The organism is Photobacterium sp. DNB23_23_1, assembly GCF_052873815.1.
Genome location: NZ_JBNNXT010000020.1, coordinates 55,326 through 73,105, shown reverse-complemented (window position 1 = coordinate 73,105; position 17,780 = coordinate 55,326). Strand labels below are relative to the sequence as shown.

Sequence of the window (17,780 nt, the reverse complement as noted above, 5' to 3'; positions counted from 1 at the left end):
GGTGGTTATCATGTGGTCAATTAGCAACAAAAATAAATTTCTTCTCCAACGCTTTGCGGATGCAGCTTCTGGCTTTCTTCTTTCATTCTTTTTTATATTAGGCAAAAGAAAGAAAAGGATCATTTTTAATTCAACCGTAAATAAAGATTTCACTTTCAATTCGAAGTACCTATTTATTAACCATAAAGAGGACTTTGAAAAAGCAGGGTACGACGTAAAGTTCATTATCAATGATGATGAAAAAAGGAACAAACTTAAACTCGAGTTTGGCGGTCACTTTATATCGACGAAAGGCATCAAACATAAAATATATATTCTTCAGGCGAGTTGCTGGATCATGAGTACAATGGATGCCCCTGTCAGCGGTTTATTCATGAATCATAACCGTTTGGTAATCCAACTTGGGCATGGTACACCCATAAAGAATATTGGACTAATGGACCAATCTGCTGGATTGATAAAGAAACTGTATTATAAACTAATGAGTACCAATATTAGTTATTACTTGAGCCCTTCCGCGTTCTTTGCAGACTATATTGGTAAAGCGTTTGGCGTAACACAAAATCAAGTTCTTGTTGCTAGACAACCTCGCCTTGACTCAATGTCCAACGGTAGTTCAACCTTTATTGATAGTTACCGAAAAAATAGCAATACTAAATTTATATTATACAGCCCAACTTGGCGTCCATATAGCGATGTTAAATTATTTCCTTTTGAAGGTTACGACAAGGAAAAGTTGGAACTACAGCTATCAGAAAATAATACTATTATATTTCTAAGACTACACCCAAAGTTTGAAATTAATTTAGTGGATTACCTAAGTCCGCATGTAGTTAACCTTGACTCAAATAAAGCACAAGATATTACTGAATACTTAGACCAATTTGATACATTGCTCACAGACTACTCAAGTATATACTGTGACTTTGCGATGCTTAATAAACCTGTCGGATTTATACCATACGATAAAGAAATATATAAAAAAGAGGTTGGTTTTTCATTTAGCTATGAAGATATGATATGGGGAAAAGAGATAACATCACTCAACGATATTTTTGAAATCGGTAGTGACAATTTAGCCAAAGAGAAAGCTGAAGTCCTGAATATGCTACCACATGGTCAGGACTTAAATATGTTAATAGCCAATGAACTAAGAAAGATAGTTAAACCGTAAAGAAAGCTGACCAATAAAGAAAGATTTGAGTGAGCCATTAGCCAAACGAGCAAGGAGTAACATCATGATAGCTATTAAGACGTTGAGCTGGCTCACTAACACAACAATAGCGATACCAATGAACATTACAAGGTAGAACAACCCTGAAAAAGCATGTATAAACTGCTTGTTGTTGATATGTAGCTTACGTAATAACCTGGTTTCATGATCTGAAAAGGCCCAATATTCCACAATGATAAAATACAAACCAGTTACACATGAAAAATACAAAGCATAAGACAAGTTTACAATAAAAAACAAAGCAGTTATAAATACTACAAGCATTATATCTGATAACACTTGACAATATGTCGGGAATGTACGATTAATTACTTTATAGGGAATTGACTTTCCCTTTACATTAAAGGCTTTGACCTCAATATTCTTTAATTCATTGTTAATAATCTTGCCTTTGTAAACTTGCAAAGCAGTATTAAACAAATAAAGAAAAACAACGAGCGCTATCATCAGGATTACATAAGTATTTCTACCTATTGTTGACTCAATATTTTCTAATGCTGCAATATTCTTTGTCCCAGATAAAACAAAAAGAAGTTTTAAAGGGATAAACATAACTACCATATTAAGGAACTTACAAAGCAACATTATTATAGATGCAGGCAGTATATGCAGACCAATTGTATACCTAAAAAAAGAATAAAGGTGCATGAACATGAGGGCGAATTCAACTAGCCTCGACTTTACTACTCTAAACTTTTTTTGAATCTTAATATTATTCATAAATTTATTTATCAAAACAGATTGTATCAGTATGATTAACAATATAATCAACAAACCTTTTAGTATTATTGTTATCAATGTGCTTGAAAAAAAGATCTGATGCAACTGGAATATTGTCGTTACTTTCTTGAACCAAGTCTGTCAATGAGTACATTAATTCTGAAAATTTATACGTGATTTTGCCCGGAAAAACCGACTCAAGAGGGTAGATCGTCCCTCGTTCATCATCGTATTCCTCATCATCAAAAAGATAAAGGCAAATATTTGAAGAAATCAGTGCGTAGTCAATCCAAACACTTGAATAATCTGTAATAAGAATATCAGTTTGCTTCAATACTGAATTAGTTAATTCATACTTATTAAGGTCGACTAATAGCCCCTTTTCAGCCAAGAGTGGCAGTGGCTGAATTTTACTGAATTTATGTGCCCTAATTCCGAATACCGCGTGATTTGCTTCTAGAAAATCACATAACAGCTTCTCTTCTTCATGAGAAAAAGCAGCTATCTCATTAAATTCATGCCATGTACCACGGTATGTAGGCATCCAAGAGATCAGTTTTCTTCCATTTAACATTCTTTTTAGTAACTCGTCACTACTATCTGTGAACCAGTCTAGCGTCTCATGGAACAAGAGATCATTACGTGGTAAACCAGAAAGTATACAGCGGCTAGGCGGCACCTGAAAGCAAGCAGACATTACAGCCATATCTAACATGGAAGAGCAAACTAGTCCATCTAAATTCTTTGACTCAAACTCAAGAAAAGAATCCGTAAAACGTTTACCATCAAAATAACGAATAGTTTTTAATGGAATACCATGCCAAACATTATAGATTTTACGTCTTTTATTCGTGAGAAATCGAGGAATAGCATGATCGACAATCAAAATGGGTGATGACAAAAGACGCTTCAAGTTGTATAAGTTGGATAGTAAACCACTAGTATTTTTACCGCGGATTACATTTAGCTTTAATTCCGGGTAATAGTATTTAAAGTAAGCTTCTATGCAAACTAAGTTACCATCAAGAACACCTGTAGAGGCATAAAGTGTGACCGAATTTTTCTCTTTTGGCCAAAGAAGATCAATAACATTGCCAATAAATTTATGGATAAGGCCTTTAATATTTATCATCTAAAACTTCTTTGCAATTTCAATAATTTCTGTCGTTGAAATAGATGGTGTCCTTGGGAAGTAAACAACCTCACAGATATCATTTAACTCATCAAACTTACCTTTCCAATCATCGCCCATAGCTAATACATCGGCACGATAGAACTCAATGTACTCACGTTTTCTTTCTAAGGAATGCTCAATAAATACTTCATCTACAAACTTAAGCGACTGAACGATCTTGATTCTGCTTTCTTGATCGTAGATCGGACTGCGATTCTTTTTTGAAAAATTGAGCTGATCACTTGAAATTCCGACAATTAAAGTGTCTCCAAGCGATGCACAGCGCTCTAAAATATTGATATGACCAATATGAAACACATCAAAGGTTCCGAATGTAATTATTCTTTTTGACATTTCTTACTCACACCGCTCTATAATAAAATCTTAATATTATTGTCACACAACATAAAAAGAAACACAAGGCAATGAATATCTTGTTTGTCACTGATTACCAGTATAATTTTCTAAAATTGAATCTGCAACTTTAGAAATGACTTCACTTCTATCCATACCTATACATCCTGGTATATAGCTAATATTTGGAAACCAAAGATCTTTATTATTATAAACTCTATACCTCTGAGCTTCACTATTTGTTAGAGCAAGCGTTTCTATACCTGATAGCCCTGCTATTTCTAGCACAGCAGTACCAGCAGATACAACAAGGTCCAAATTTCTCATCAAATACAACACGGACTCAAAATCATTCAGTTGATCAATTGGAGGGATATAAATATCAGTAGAGTATAATGTCTTAATTTTTTCAATTTCATCAATACAATGATCATACTGCAAAGATACAAAAACACAGTTTGGAATTTTAAATAATACAGATAAATCCTCAACGCTATAATAATGTGTATTTCTTGAATGACTTTGAACCATACTCCGCCAACAAATACCTATAATAGGCCTTTTTTTTACTTTCAAAGAATCAATAAATGAATTTATAATATTTTCTGTTTTTAAGTCTTTTATTTCAAATCTCTTTGTTGAAAATTGTGCATTTTCACCTGGTTCAACAAAATCAGATAACATATCGGTCATCAACGTTATTCTGTCAAAGTTAGCCATAAGACCAATACTATTTTTATCAAGAACATGATGAATTTTATGATGTGGCTGATGACTAAAGTCAAATGAGTTTTCATGCATAATACGTTTCGTTCGAGATACTGGTGTAATGTTTATGTCTTGATATACTCTTGAAAATAGTGATACTAACCTAGGTTCACATGAAAAAGTGACATTTGGATGTGCAGCTTTGATCGCAGGGAACATTGATGAATAACGAATGTCGTCACCAGGCCCCCACGATGAAAGCACAAGTAAAGCTTCATTGTCATCTAAAGAGCTAAGACTTTGAATATATTTACTCCCGAGGATTTGTCTAAAAACAGATGACATATCTCGCTCACGCATAGAACGAAAACCTTCAACTAATTCCCCTTTAGCAAACCAATATTCATTTATATTTTTATTTGATAAATACTTTTTGAAAAGCTGTAAGATCTTACTTGCAAATTTAAAGTCCTTTAACTTAACTGCAGCCTCAAAAATATAGTTTACACTACTCTTAGACAGATTATTGAGATTGTTACAGCTGTATATTCTTATAAGTTCTTCGTATTTTGATTCAATATAATATAAAAAAACTTTCTGGTTAGCTGTTAAACTATCAAAGTCAATAGCAGATCGATATGTTTCTACCTTGTAATCTAGGTATACACTTAAAACATAACGTTGAAAATCATTCTGTTCTTTACAGTTATCAACAATTGATCTCAATGATAATAATAAATAAGATTTATTTTCTATTTTTGAAAGTAAAACAGAAAAAGTTACTTTGTTTAAGCATGAAGTATCAGCTAACACAGCGAGTATCATGAATTTAATTCGTTGCAACTCATCTGACTCAGCAAGAGCAGCAAGTAAAATATCTTCCGACCGTTGAGATTTAATAAGAAAGCCGATATTTTTATTGACTAAATTGATGAGAACGACATAGTTATTTTGTCTATAACTCGTTTTGATAGCTTTTAATCTAAAATTACCAATAATATCAAAAGAGTACTTTTTTACTCTACAGAATGATATACGTGGAATGAAAACAATATTGACTGCGTCATCAACATCATCAACAAGAATATGATTAAATAGATTAGCCGGCTTTGCCATTGATATGATTTTATTTAACAAGCTATTTTAATCCTAATTTAATTATCAGCTTTTATTAAGCAAGTAGTTTAAAATTATATGCTCGTCAGATGAAATAGCTTCAGATTCCTTCATTGCATGAATTACAGCGCACCTATTTTTAATTGACATGCTGCCTAGCATGGTTATGATTTCATTATTAATAGCTTTGAATTTAGTTGACTTTTCAGAAAGAACCTCTTTGTTCAATCTAATTGAATCTTTCATTTCTATGGCTATTGAATCTCTTAACTGTTGTAAAGAATACTCATGGGTGCCAGCAAGATGAGGGCAATATTCTTTAAGCCTATCAACTGGTGCTTTAAAATTGGGCAGCCAAAATGTTGAGCTCAGCTCATTAACTTTTAAAGTTTTACATATTTTCTTATGAACAAACCCATAATAATCTTCAGGTATATCGTCCATTGCAAAGCATTGGTAAACTTCCTCTCCCTGCAAAGCATAATCTAACGCAGCTGTCGTATTCCCTGCAATACAAATAAGTCTATGATTACTGATAGTGTCTAAAGAGTTAACTACTAATGCTTTCCTATTAATTTTATCAACCTCATTGAATCGTGGATGGTGTTTAATAAAAATATTATTAATGTATATATTTTTATCCAGCTCCTCAATAATTTTATTCAAGTGTGAAAGTGATGGGATAGATGTTGGTAGAAGGCATACATTCAACATCTCATCAGTTTCATATTTCTTATCTTCTAACTTAAACGAATTGTCTAACCGTGAGATAGTAAAAACCTGAGCTTTTGATTTACCAATTTTATTGTATGTTTGCTGACTATTTTCATTCATCAAAACAGCATAATCAAAATCTAGTTTTGGAAAAATTTTCGATACGGCAGCATGCTGAAGGTAAATCCTTTTTACACCAAATAATTTAAATACCCTAGATACAGCCACATAGTTAGGATTGTGGTCATTAGAGACAACAAGTAATGTTGGCAAACACCCTTTTTGAGATTTCATGGCCTTATAATAAATCAGGAAATTTCTAGTATATTCTAGAGCATAGGTTAATGATGTCTGATTAAGGGTTATTTTATTGGTAAAGAACGATATAAATATTACAACAGATAGAATAGCATTTATAATAATACTTTTATCTTTTCTTTTGAAAAAACCAATATTATCAGCATTTACGATATTATTTATATTTTGGGCGGCATCTTTATCATCGAGAATCCCATTACACCAATTATGGAAGCATTCAAATTCTTTTAAATTGTTTTTTGTATGCCCAGCATATATAACCTCTGAAAATGAAAAATTGATTTTTTTTACTCTCTTCTTTATAACCTCTTTGAAGAGCAAAATCGGGAGATAAAGTAAACCTTTTTTTGTAGAGAACCGTTGATATAATTCAATATTTCTTTCTCTATTCTTTACATTACGACCATATTGAATTACTGCTGTCGAGTCGACTAACCCTTTGTAAAAGGTATATATTAACTTAATCACTTTCTAATCTCAGAAATAAACTTTTAATGATTGACCAACATCCAGAGAAACAGCACCTTTAGCAAAGGCTTTGCTTATGAATATTTTCCCTATAAAACCTGCGCTTATAAGGCATAAGTCTCCTGGTTGAACATTTCCTTCTATCCATGAGTTAACCTCTTTATAGACAAAAGGCAAAGGCCTTAGTGCTTTAACTGTTTCAGTTTTACCCTTTAACATACTATGTGTCGGTATCTCTTTAACAATAATATTATCATGGGGTATTTTATCTTTGATAGCCTCTGATTTATAACCAGAAATAACAATCAAACGTTTTGAATGTCTTACCAATCTTTGTATACTATTTTTATTAAAGATAACATTATTTATCTGATCTTCAGTAAAATACTCCGCTGAAATACTATTACTTTCAACTCTACTAATTATTTCCTTGGTTGTAAAAGCTAACCTATTAACCACCTTAACTTCCATATCAAGAGGAATATCTATTGAAGAGTTATTATTATAATCTACATAATGGAGAAACTTATAAGGTGATGGCATCCCTATTAGATTAAATTTCGAATCTAGTATACTGTTAAATGCGCTTTTTATCTCTTGCCTTAATTCCAAGGGTAGTTCTTCTCCCCACCAATGAACTTCTTGCCTCTTACTTAACTTTGGACAGTCTGAGAACGCATATGCCTCACCGTCACTTATTCGCACAAAAGAAAATGGTATCTGTTTTTTTACTGCTGCTATCAAATTTCTAAACAATATCCTTTGAGCCATTTTATTATAACGTAAGTCAAAGAGACATTTACCTTCAGGAAAGCTTTCATTAAAAGAAGGAAACAACTCCAAATAATCTTTGAAATATTTCTCAGTTTGCTTAGAAAACGCAATTTCAATATTATCTATAGATATACCTGTAGGACTGTAATACTGCCTTACAAGCTCTAATTTATCTTGTTTTTCCTGCTCTAATATCAAATCCTTATGAATATCATAAAGATTATTGTCACCGAGTTGCAATGCTCTCTTAAATATTTTAAATAAATGAACCTGTTTGATATCTTTTTTATTATCAATGATAATTTCAAGCTGTTTTATGGAGCACACTGAAATTAATGATGAAATTAACCCAGATGCTGAATTTCCATATCTATTTGTGAAGTGGATAATCCTGTATACTTCTTTATCATCTGGACTTAAAATAGAAAATTGAAGCAGAGAAATATATAAAAACTCTTTGGTATACATATCTTCAAATTTATAATATCTTTCAGCTCTTTCTATTACATTCTTTCTCGATACATGAAATTTTGATAAAACTTTACTTAATTCTTTTTTATTCAAATTAAAGTTACTCATCACATTATTGATGAGTTTTATATCAATATTTTTATCCTGTAGTAAGCTTAATATTATTGCTTTTTTTTCCACTTTTATTTTTCCAAGAGTGTTTATTTTCTTATGAATATAGCACCCCACCACTTTCTAAGCGATGGAGTGTCTTCAAAAAGCTATTAATAGCGAACCACATTTGTTGATTCTGAAATCTGTTTAAATCTTGGTTCTACTATCTTGTAATACGTATCGTCGATAAAATTGAAAACATCCATATAACTTTTGAAACAATCTTCAATTTGTAAATCTAAGAAATTTATTATCTTTTTAGTAGCCATTTCCGAGACAGTTAATTTTTCCATAGCATCAAAACATCCATATGCTGTACCTGATGTTTTCGAGAATCCATATGCTCGAGCATCTTCGACTAAAAGAATAGACGGTTTACGCTGCCGTAAGAAATATATATGCCCATGAAGTCTATAACCGATATGTAAGTCTATACTATCATAAAATGATAAATTTTTACTTTCACCATAAAGTGATACTGTATCAATATTTAGTGATTTTGCTATTTTTTCTAACTTTCTCGTAATTGCGTTTTCAGCACCATGCAATGTTAAATATATTTTAACATCGTCTGAAAAATAATTGCGGATTAAAGTTAATAGTTCAATTGATTGCTTAGTATATTTTGACTTATGCTGAACACTAATCGCGACTGACTTTATATTTTTACAACCTTTGTATTGGCTTCCTATGACATCAGGATCAAAAAGAACTAAATCCCCACTGTAATATGAGTTAATACCCGCCTCTTGCATCAACACTCTAATCTTTTCATCCCTACAAGGAATCAAGCCATAATTATTAGATATATTCTTTAAGAATTTAATATCAGATTCTTTATAGCGTTCTAACGAAAATGAAGAATCCTCAGGTAGATAATGCTGATACGAACACCCAAATGGGACAAAGTTAAATTTATCTAAATCATCGATATTATCAAATAACTTATAGTTTTTTGGGTAAGTTCCTGGGGCAACAGAAAATCCTGGAGCAAAGATATTCTTTACATGCTCAAGATTCAAATCTTCTAAACTTTGTCCTCGGAAAACACGTAAAAAATTAAAATCCGGATTATGAACTTTTAGTAGCTTTACAAATGCATCGGTGATCATTGCATCACCAACATTACCCGTTGAAAACTCGGGATATGTCGTGAGAATAATATTTTTATATTCACCAGATATCAATAAATTATTTAACTTATCAAGTTCATCTTGTTTTAGCTTGTTTTCAAGTATTTTATTTTTACTTTCTAAGTCTAAAAGTTTATTAATAACTGAATTCAATGCATTTTTAACTTTTTGCTCTTGCTTATTTTCTAATGAAGCAAACTCTAAACTTAGATTTTCAATTTTCTTGTTTTGAAGTCTAATTTCATTTTTCAAATCTTTTTCAATTTTTTTTCTGTTTGCAAGCCATTTTATATATGGATATTCCTTCATGAAAAATTTTTTCACAATAAACTTCCCTTATTCGCAAAGCTCAAATGATAATGGAGTACCTTTAATTAGTTTTATTTTCGCTTTTTTCCCTATCACTTGCTCATAGAACTTGGGTTCTAAACCTAAGCCTGGGCGTATGCTTTTCACGTTTTCACTCGTCAACTCTTCACCTTCCGCGATATCCTTAACGGCATACAATGAACGACGGAATTTCACATTACCTTTTTCAGCTTCAGTACGTTCATAGTTGACCTTACCCAGTGCCTGCCAAGCGGTTTTTGCATCTTTACATAGCTGTGCAAGTTCATGCGGTTCAAGAGAGAAACTATCGTCTGCACCACCACCGTTTCGGTCCATCGTTACATGTTTTTCAATCAAGCTCGCACCAAGTACCACGGATGCTACTGCAGTCGCATTGTCAATCGTATGATCTGACAACCCTGACAACACGCCGAATCGCTCTGAAATATCAGCAATCGTTCGGAGGTTATATTGATCGGCTGGTGCAGGATAGCCACTCACACAGTGAAGAACGACAAGCTCCTGACAACCATTATCTTTTGCTGTTTTGATGGCTTCAGCGATTTCTTCTTCGTTGGCCATGCCCGTAGACATGATCATTGGCTTACCTGTTTGTGCCACTCGAGCAATCAAAGGTAAGTCAATCAGCTCGAAAGAGGCAATTTTATATGCTGGCGCATTTAATTCTTCAAGCAGGTCTACAGCGGTAAAATCAAATGGGGAGCTAAAGATCGTGATACCAAGCTCTTTTGCCTTCTTAAACAAAGGCTCATGCCATTCCCATGGCATATGCGCACCTTTGTACAGTTCATACAGCGTCTGTCCGTCCCACAGCCCACCTTTGATTTGAAAATCCTCACTGTCACAATCGATAGTAATGGTCTCATGGGTATAAGTCTGCAACTTAATGGCATCGGCCCCTGCTTTCTTCGCTTCTTCCATAATGGCGAATGCACGGTTTATATCACCATTATGGTTTGCCGAAAGCTCGGCAATAATATACGGCGGATGTTCTGGTCCAATTTTACGGCCATCAATAGTGATATAGTTATTCATTTACGTTTACCTGTTTGTGTATTTCTTTGAAAGGTTTCGTCTGTCAGCTGCATGTATCCCGCTTTTGAAAATAAGCGTTGTGATGCCGTGTTTTCTTTCAGTACGGTGGCGTTGATTACAATATCTGGGTGGATATCATCAAGTATTGACAGACATTGGCTGGCAATTCCCTGACCAAAATATTGCGGATCAACAAAAATAGAAATCAAGTAACAGCAACTCTTTTGTCGGTTTAGCCTTACCACCCCAACGGAAAAGAACTCGCCATTTATATATTTTTCTGCGATGTAAAATAGACAATGTGGATTCACAACCTGCTTTTTCATCCAGCTCCGATGTTCTTCCCAAGATGGAACAGTTGAGTTGAGTGCGAACTTTCTTGTCTCGGGTAAGCATTGCCAATCGTAAACTTGCTTTATATCATCGTGGCAGGCCTTTCTCAGAATGATTTGCTCGCCACCCTTTATTTGATCAAAGGATGAAATCACGCTAGCGACACGTTTTGCTCCGTAGCCATCACAAATTGAAAAGGCATTTTCTCGGAAATTATCATAATTTGTGATGATACGTTCGATGCCCGCATCAAGTTGATCAGCAATATCTTCAACTTCAATCGGTATCGCTACCTTGGCTTCATTGAGATTATGACTAATTGTTTGCTGATTCTCCGCTAACGGAACAATAATACTCGGTAGGCCGAGGCAAGCCCTTTCCCAGGAGGTTGTTCCCGGTGCACCAATCGCGATAGTATGCGCAAGCATCAGTCCAGCCATGTCTTCAACAAAGTCGATATGTGTGATGATACTAGGGTAGCTCTCGGTATACTGCTTAACGGCAAGGTAATGCGGAGCCTTGGGTGACAGGAGTGCGGTAACCTTTATATCTGAATACCCTGAAACCATCAGGGCCTGTAAGACGCTCAGCGTCGCGTTAGGTTGGTCAATCCCCCCCATGCTCACCAATATTCGATGTGCTGACATATCTTCTGCCCTTTCTAGAGCACGCACCCTAAGAGCACTGAACTGATTACGCATCGGGGCATAGTCACAACCCACCAAGATTACAGTCTCCGGGTTCACTGCAGGGCGGTATTCTTCAACACCACGGGCCAGAGTTTGATCCATTAGCAAGTGGCAGTCGTGCTCCCGGACAAGGTCATCGATTGCCATTACCCGGGAGTCCATCGCTACCTTGATAGCCGTTTCCCACTCTTTGCCAATACCGTAATGATCAACTATCACCCAGTCAGGCTGATCAACCATAGCAATAAAGCTGTCGGCATCTTCCTGTTGGCTCACCTGAAGCCAAGCGGCATAATCCGCTGAGTGCAGAGGTGCCTGCCAGTGCTGCGGAGTACTCAACTGATAGACACCGTATCCACGGGACAGAATGTAATCAATCATATCTCCGGCCTGCGGGCGGCAAGCAAAGTGAACCTGGTGACCGTACCAAGTGAGCTCATCGGCCAAAACCAAGCAGCGCATAATGTGACCGCTGCCGATGTGAAGAGATGCGTCAGCACGAATCACAATATTCATGACCGAATTTTCTCCATCAGCGCGAACAAGCCTTCAGCGGTATCCCAATCTTCCGGTGTATCAATATCCTGCACTTCAATTCTTGGCAGTATAATCGCTATGCTATGTTCAGAAAATATCGCTCGACCTTCACAGAAGGCCTCGTATGTCCCCCAGTAGAACTGGCCGGCATCATGAATAGCTTCTTCCAGATCTTGCGAGCGGGTGTTTTGATGCTCGGGCATGAACATCGATACTGTCCCTTTTGCCGTTACCTTCAAGGCGCGCTGAATTGGAAACGGGAAGGTCGTTGCACTGAATGCATAATCAACGCCCGGCGGTGTGACAGACTCCAATCCTTCAGCCAGTTTATCAGCCCGCACAAACGGTGCAGTCGCATAAATGCAGCAGATGTACGACGGCTGACATCCTGATTCAACCAACCATGATGCGGCATGCTGAATCACATCCATGGTGGTGGCATGATCATCTGAGATGTCTGTCGGCCTGATGAATGGCACCTCTGCACCGTACTGCTTGGCGACATCAGCGATTTCCTGATCATCTGTTGAGACAATGATCCGATCAAAACAGCCCGATTCCCGGGCTGCTTTTATCGAATAGGCGATCATCGGCTGTCCAAAGAAAGGTTTGATATTCTTTCGGGGAATACGCTTACTTCCACCGCGGGCAGGAATGATAGCTACACGCATTACTTCAACTCCAATACCTTGGCCAGTACTCGCACCACTTCATCTTGCTGATCCTTCGTCATCAGGTGGAACATCGGCAGTGAAATCGCCTCGCTATAGTAGGATTCGGCACGAGGGAAGTCCCCTTGTTTGAACCCCATAGCCTGATAGTAAGGCTGGGTATGGACTGGAATATAATGCAAGTTAACGCCAATACCGTTCTCGCGCAGTGCATTGAAGACTTCACGATGAGACAGGGTGATCTTGTCCAACTCCAGACGGATCACATATAAGTGCAGGCCCGAGTAGGTTTCCGGCAACTGGTACGGACGAGCCACTGGTAAACTCGCAAGCCTGTCATTATATCGCTCAGCCAGGCGATGGCGGGCCTCGACAAAATCGTCAAGCCGCTCCATTTGGCTAACACCCAATGCCGCCTGAAGTTCGGTCATACGGTAGTTGTAGCCCAACTCAATTTGCTGGTAATACCAACCGCCGTGTGATGGCTCGGTCATCAACGCATCATCGCGGGTGATCCCGTGGCTACGGAAAAGTGCCATTTTGTCAGCAAGCTGAGCATTGTTTGTCAATGCAGCCCCCCCTTCCGCCGTGGTGACAATCTTCACTGGGTGGAAGCTGAATACAGTGACATCTGAGTACTCACAGTTGCCAATCACTGTATCTAGGTAGCGCCCACCAATGGCGTGTGAGGCATCTTCGATAATGGCAAAGCCGTATTCTTCAGATAGCGCTTTAATCGCGGCCATGTCACAAGGTTGACCACATAAGTGAACAGGCACGACAATCTTAGGCAGGCGATTTTCGAGCTTAGCTTGCTTGAGTTTTATTGCCAGCGCCTCGGGACACATATTGTATGTGTCAGGGTCGATATCGACGAAATCAACCTGAGCACCACAGTACAAACCACAGTTTGCTGACGCGACAAAGGTTATCGGTGAAGTCCACAGCCAGTCACCATCGCCCAAGCCCAATGCCATACAAGCAATATGCAATGCAGACGTTGCACTGTTTACCGCCAGGGCATGAGAGACACCGGTATAATCCGTTAGTGCTTTTTCAAAAGCAGGGACCTGAGGCCCCTGTGTCAGAAAATCAGATTTCAGAACATCAATAACGGCATCGATGTCTCCTTGGCTAATTTCCTGTTTACCGTATGGGATCATTGTTTTCTTACACCGTGAAAGTCGGATCGACGTGATCTTTGATCAAGTCACGCAGTGACTCAACGGTTTCCCACTCAGTGTTAGTACCCGAGTTGTATTTGAAGCCAAATGGTACTTTTTCTGCTTTGTGATGCGCCATGTATTCTTCTTCTGTGTAAGTAAAGGACACAGACGGTAAGATAGCGTAGTGAGGGCCCAAATCAATAGTATTCAGAGAGTCCGTATCGGTGATCATTTCCTCGTGCAGTTTTTCACCCGGGCGGATACCGACTACACGTGTTTTAGATTCAGGTGCCACTGCTTTGGCAACATCCAAAATTTTGTATGATGGGATTTTAGGAATGAAAATTTCACCACCTAAGTGGTTCTCAAGCGCAAACATCACCAAGTTCACACCATCCTGCAGTGAAATGTTAAAACGGGTCATCTCTTCATGGGTGATGGGTAGAACACCCTCTTCTTTTTTCTTCAAGAAGAAAGGGATCACTGAACCACGAGAGCCCATTACGTTACCGTAGCGAACGACACTGAAGCGGATATCTTTAGAACCACGGATGTTGTTTGCCGCCGTAAACAACTTATCTGATGCCAATTTGGTCGCACCATAAAGATTGATTGGCGCGCAAGCCTTATCAGTCGACAACGCCACGACATCCTTGACACCACACTGTAGCGCAGCATGGATCACATTCTCAGCCCCATCAACATTGGTACGGATACATTCTGTCGGGTTGTATTCAGCCGTGTCCACTTGCTTAATTGCTGCCGCATGAATGATCACATCAACACCTTCACACGCCTGGATCATACGCTCTTTGTCACGCACGTCTCCAATAAAAAAACGCAGTTGGGGGTAGTCATAGGCAGGATACTGTTGCTTAATCTCTGACTGTTTCAGCTCGTCACGTGAATAAATAATGATTTTTTTCACATCACTATAACGCTCTAGGATTGTTTTGATAAATTGCTTACCAAATGAGCCTGTACCGCCAGTGATCAGAACTGTTTTGTTGTTCAACATCCGTTTTACCTTGTCGTTTGCGTCATAATCTAGATACAAGGATGAAAAGCCTACTTTTCGGCGTGCTACCGCCATGAAGTAACGCTTCTCCCCGCACAAGATTAAGTTAAATTTCGTCGAATTTTACCATAATTGTCTTTAAAAACTAAATTAAATTAAACCCTTAAAAATCAAAACATTAGTTATTTTTAATTATACTTTATAATCACTGTTGTTAGTTTTATTCATCAGCCATGAATATATCAATAACTCTTTTAGCTGAACCGCCGTCTTCATAAGTATTAAACTTTTGGTTAAATTTTTGATGGCATACCTGGATTGGTGCTTTTTTTATACCTAACCTAAGAGCATCTAACCTATCATATATTGGCCCAGGCATATGGCTATCAACATCTATGTAAAAGCCTCTGTTTTCATTTTCATAATGAGCTCTGTCATACATAAAAAAGACTATTGGACGATTAAGTAATGCATAATCAAAGTAAACACTTGAATAGTCAGTTATCAAAATATCAGAGATCAAATAGAGGTCATTGACATCATTGTAGTTAGACACATCAATAAAGTGAGAGTGCTCTTTATGCGACTCAGAAAAATAATGTCCACGAAATAAAAAAACACAGTTCTCATCAAAACCATCAGTAAAATCACTATTTTCCAATGGATTATTAAAGTAATAACTCTGAGATACAGTCGAAAATTGCATATCGCGCCAAGTTGGCGCATAAAGAACAACTTTCTTACTCAAATCAATCCCTAAATTTTGTTTAATATTACTAATCCTATGAATATCTTCAGAGAATGTAATCAATGCATCATTTCTCGGGTAACCAACCTCAATAATTTTTTCTTTAGGTATACCAAATGCCGAAGAGAAGCACTTTGATGCATATGAGCTTGGAGATATAAAATAGTCATATCTATCCGAGTCAACTTGATATGAATACCTCATCCCCATTTTACTTGTAGTCGAATATGTACCATGTTCAATATCAAATCCAAGTTTTTTCAAAGGTGTACCATGCCAACATTGAATATATTTTTGACCCTTCTTTTTTTTCAAACGAAAAGGAAGACGACAATTCGTTATCCAGTAACCTGCATTAGCATAAGCTTGGTCATACTCTTCTGTACCATAATAAACAACCTTTGTGTTATGATTGCTTAACAATAAACTTTCAAGTTTATTGTTGTTTTTATCTAATACCCAGATGAAGTTATAATCACTTGGCACTTTCAATAATTCCAAATAAATAGACCAAGGAGAATCTGAAGCATTTTTTCCCTGAAAACACTCAAAAACAAATGTATCTTTATCTACCTTTGCTTTACTATGTTTCAAACTAAACATAAACTGCGAATATTTCACAATCAAAAACTTAGTTATAACATCAAGATAATTACTCTTTGCTAATAAACGTTTTGCCCGTGGTAATAATTTCATATCACTTCAAATAAATTAAATATAACATTAAAGCTGATGGGATGATTTACTCCGCATCAATCTCATCCAAGAAGTCATCCAGGTACGCTTCATCTTCCAGCTCTAGCATCTCGTCATTGCCGCCGGTGCCGCGGAAGTTTTTGTTCTGGATGTAGGCATCGCGGGTGAAAATATACGAATCAGGCGAGTCTTTCAAGATCGCTTCTTGCTTAACCAAGGCCGCTCGGTCTTCCATGCCTTCGAATGCCCATTTACCAAGGCTCTGCCAGAAGCTCAATGCGCTTAATGGCAGGTATAGACCATCGACAACATCACCGGCACCTTCGCGCAGTGTTAAAGGACCGTAAACCGGGAACATGAAGTATGGGCCGTTGGCAACGCCGTATTTACCCATGGTATCGCCAAACTGCTTATCAACCGGTTTACGGATGTCAGCAGCCGACGCGATATCAATCAGGCCAAAAACACCAAAGGTAGAGTTAATCCAAAAACGGTTGAAGTGGCGGACAGCCTCTTCGCCGTTTAGCATTAATGCGCTATTGACCATGCTGGCAGGCTCATCAAGGTTGGCCAGAAAATTTTTGATGCCTGTACGAATGAAAGAGGGGGTGTAATCAACGTAGGCCAAAGACACTGGGCGGACCAAATACGGATCTAGGTAATCGTAGTTCAGATCCCACATTGCCCGGTTGAAACCTTCAAAGGGATCGTACACACCCGGAACCGCATACTCACCTTCACCTTGCTCGACTTCTTCAAGTACGGCGGCTAAGTCCTCGTCGTAATTAGCATCGTAGTCACCGAATTCGTCCATCGCCGAGTCATCAGCCATGGCGTTCTCGCTGGCCGGTGATTCAATGTTGCTTGATGCCGATGAAGCTTGCCCGTCTGACGTCGCTTCGACAGGAGACATTTCACTAGCCGTCAGGTCACTAGATGCCTGGCCGCTAAATGTCAGGTCTTCAGGGTACTGTTCATCCGGAGACTGAGCACACGCTGTCAGGGTCAATAAAATAGCAAGGGTAAATAGGTGTTTTTTCAATGCTCTTTCCATGGTATGTCAGACTGAACCCGCGCTAAATGGTAATACCAGAAACCGTAAACATCTAGCGATTTTATGCTTGACGTAAATTAATATTTTAACTCAATACCAAACACACCAATTACACCAACCACTATCTGCATCTATTTAGTTTTAG

Annotated in this window: 15 protein-coding genes; 1 reads left to right on the top strand and 14 read right to left on the bottom strand. The window is 37.5% G+C overall.

Annotated features, from left to right (window positions below; all coding sequences use genetic code 11):
• Positions 1 to 10 precede the first annotated feature (10 nt).
• A complete protein-coding gene (locus ACVA53_RS14155) occupies positions 11 to 1,174 on the top strand; it encodes a CDP-glycerol glycerophosphotransferase family protein (RefSeq protein ID WP_446505420.1) in 1,164 nt (387 codons plus the stop codon).
• On the opposite strand, the gene ACVA53_RS14150 is transcribed toward ACVA53_RS14155, so the two are convergent.
• The 14 genes from ACVA53_RS14150 to ACVA53_RS14085 form a co-directional block, all read right to left on the bottom strand.
• A complete protein-coding gene (locus ACVA53_RS14150) occupies positions 1,151 to 1,786 on the bottom strand; it encodes a hypothetical protein (RefSeq protein ID WP_446505419.1) in 636 nt (211 codons plus the stop codon). The genes ACVA53_RS14155 and ACVA53_RS14150 overlap by 24 nt on opposite strands.
• Before the next feature lie 172 nt (positions 1,787 to 1,958).
• Complete coding sequence (locus ACVA53_RS14145; protein WP_446505418.1) at positions 1,959 to 3,086, bottom strand: CDP-glycerol glycerophosphotransferase family protein; 1,128 nt, start codon at positions 3,084 to 3,086, stop codon at positions 1,959 to 1,961.
• Complete coding sequence (locus ACVA53_RS14140) at positions 3,087 to 3,482, bottom strand: adenylyltransferase/cytidyltransferase family protein (RefSeq protein WP_446505417.1); 396 nt, start codon at positions 3,480 to 3,482, stop codon at positions 3,087 to 3,089. It abuts the gene before it with no gap.
• 87 nt (positions 3,483 to 3,569) lie between these two features.
• Positions 3,570 to 5,327, bottom strand: coding sequence for a hypothetical protein (locus tag ACVA53_RS14135; RefSeq protein WP_446505416.1), 1,758 nt, complete (start codon positions 5,325 to 5,327; stop codon positions 3,570 to 3,572).
• 24 nt (positions 5,328 to 5,351) lie between these two features.
• Complete coding sequence (locus ACVA53_RS14130) at positions 5,352 to 6,806, bottom strand: hypothetical protein (RefSeq protein WP_446505415.1); 1,455 nt, start codon at positions 6,804 to 6,806, stop codon at positions 5,352 to 5,354.
• A gap of 9 nt (positions 6,807 to 6,815) precedes the next feature.
• A complete protein-coding gene (locus ACVA53_RS14125; RefSeq protein WP_446505414.1) occupies positions 6,816 to 8,231 on the bottom strand; it encodes a hypothetical protein in 1,416 nt (471 codons plus the stop codon).
• Between the two features lie 83 nt (positions 8,232 to 8,314).
• Positions 8,315 to 9,661 (bottom strand): polysaccharide pyruvyl transferase family protein, encoded by a 1,347-nt coding sequence (locus ACVA53_RS14120; protein ID WP_446505413.1) that lies wholly within the window; start codon positions 9,659 to 9,661, stop codon positions 8,315 to 8,317.
• A 12-nt stretch (positions 9,662 to 9,673) separates the two neighbouring features.
• Positions 9,674 to 10,723, bottom strand: coding sequence for a pseudaminic acid synthase (pseI, locus tag ACVA53_RS14115; RefSeq protein WP_446505412.1), 1,050 nt, complete (start codon positions 10,721 to 10,723; stop codon positions 9,674 to 9,676).
• The gene (gene pseG / locus ACVA53_RS14110; RefSeq protein ID WP_446505411.1) at positions 10,720 to 12,261 is read right to left on the bottom strand and encodes a UDP-2,4-diacetamido-2,4,6-trideoxy-beta-L-altropyranose hydrolase; all 1,542 of its coding nucleotides are present in this window, start codon (positions 12,259 to 12,261) and stop codon (positions 10,720 to 10,722) included. The genes pseI and pseG overlap by 4 nt, the downstream gene beginning before the upstream one ends.
• Entirely contained in the window at positions 12,258 to 12,953 is a 696-nt protein-coding gene (gene pseF, locus ACVA53_RS14105; protein ID WP_446505410.1) for a pseudaminic acid cytidylyltransferase, read from the bottom strand. Before pseF ends, pseG begins: the two co-directional genes overlap by 4 nt.
• Entirely contained in the window at positions 12,953 to 14,116 is a 1,164-nt protein-coding gene (pseC, locus tag ACVA53_RS14100) for a UDP-4-amino-4,6-dideoxy-N-acetyl-beta-L-altrosamine transaminase (RefSeq protein ID WP_446505409.1), read from the bottom strand. Before pseC ends, pseF begins: the two co-directional genes overlap by 1 nt.
• Before the next feature lie 7 nt (positions 14,117 to 14,123).
• Positions 14,124 to 15,137: a UDP-N-acetylglucosamine 4,6-dehydratase (inverting) gene (gene pseB / locus ACVA53_RS14095; RefSeq protein ID WP_446505408.1), complete on the bottom strand. Its 1,014-nt coding sequence runs from the start codon at positions 15,135 to 15,137 to the stop codon at positions 14,124 to 14,126.
• A gap of 220 nt (positions 15,138 to 15,357) precedes the next feature.
• Positions 15,358 to 16,581, bottom strand: a complete 1,224-nt coding sequence (locus ACVA53_RS14090; RefSeq protein ID WP_446505407.1) for a CDP-glycerol glycerophosphotransferase family protein — start codon at positions 16,579 to 16,581, stop codon at positions 15,358 to 15,360.
• Between the two features lie 46 nt (positions 16,582 to 16,627).
• Positions 16,628 to 17,623, bottom strand: a complete 996-nt coding sequence (locus tag ACVA53_RS14085; RefSeq protein WP_446505406.1) for an MlaA family lipoprotein — start codon at positions 17,621 to 17,623, stop codon at positions 16,628 to 16,630.
• Positions 17,624 to 17,780: the final 157 nt, after the last annotated feature.

Bases quoted from the DNA above. Each gene is read 5' to 3' on its own strand.
- ACVA53_RS14155 (WP_446505420.1), top strand. From the start codon at position 11: ATGTGGTCAATTAGCAACAAAAATAAATTTCTTCTCCAACGCTTTGCG.
- ACVA53_RS14150 (WP_446505419.1), bottom strand. From the start codon at position 1,786: ATGTTTATCCCTTTAAAACTTCTTTTTGTTTTATCTGGGACAAAGAAT.
- ACVA53_RS14145 (WP_446505418.1), bottom strand. From the start codon at position 3,086: ATGATAAATATTAAAGGCCTTATCCATAAATTTATTGGCAATGTTATT.
- ACVA53_RS14140 (WP_446505417.1), bottom strand. From the start codon at position 3,482: ATGTCAAAAAGAATAATTACATTCGGAACCTTTGATGTGTTTCATATT.
- pseI (WP_446505412.1), bottom strand. From the start codon at position 10,723: ATGAATAACTATATCACTATTGATGGCCGTAAAATTGGACCAGAACAT.
- pseG (WP_446505411.1), bottom strand. From the start codon at position 12,261: ATGAATATTGTGATTCGTGCTGACGCATCTCTTCACATCGGCAGCGGT.
- pseF (WP_446505410.1), bottom strand. From the start codon at position 12,953: ATGCGTGTAGCTATCATTCCTGCCCGCGGTGGAAGTAAGCGTATTCCC.
- pseC (WP_446505409.1), bottom strand. From the start codon at position 14,116: ATGATCCCATACGGTAAACAGGAAATTAGCCAAGGAGACATCGATGCC.
- pseB (WP_446505408.1), bottom strand. From the start codon at position 15,137: ATGTTGAACAACAAAACAGTTCTGATCACTGGCGGTACAGGCTCATTT.
- ACVA53_RS14090 (WP_446505407.1), bottom strand. From the start codon at position 16,581: ATGAAATTATTACCACGGGCAAAACGTTTATTAGCAAAGAGTAATTAT.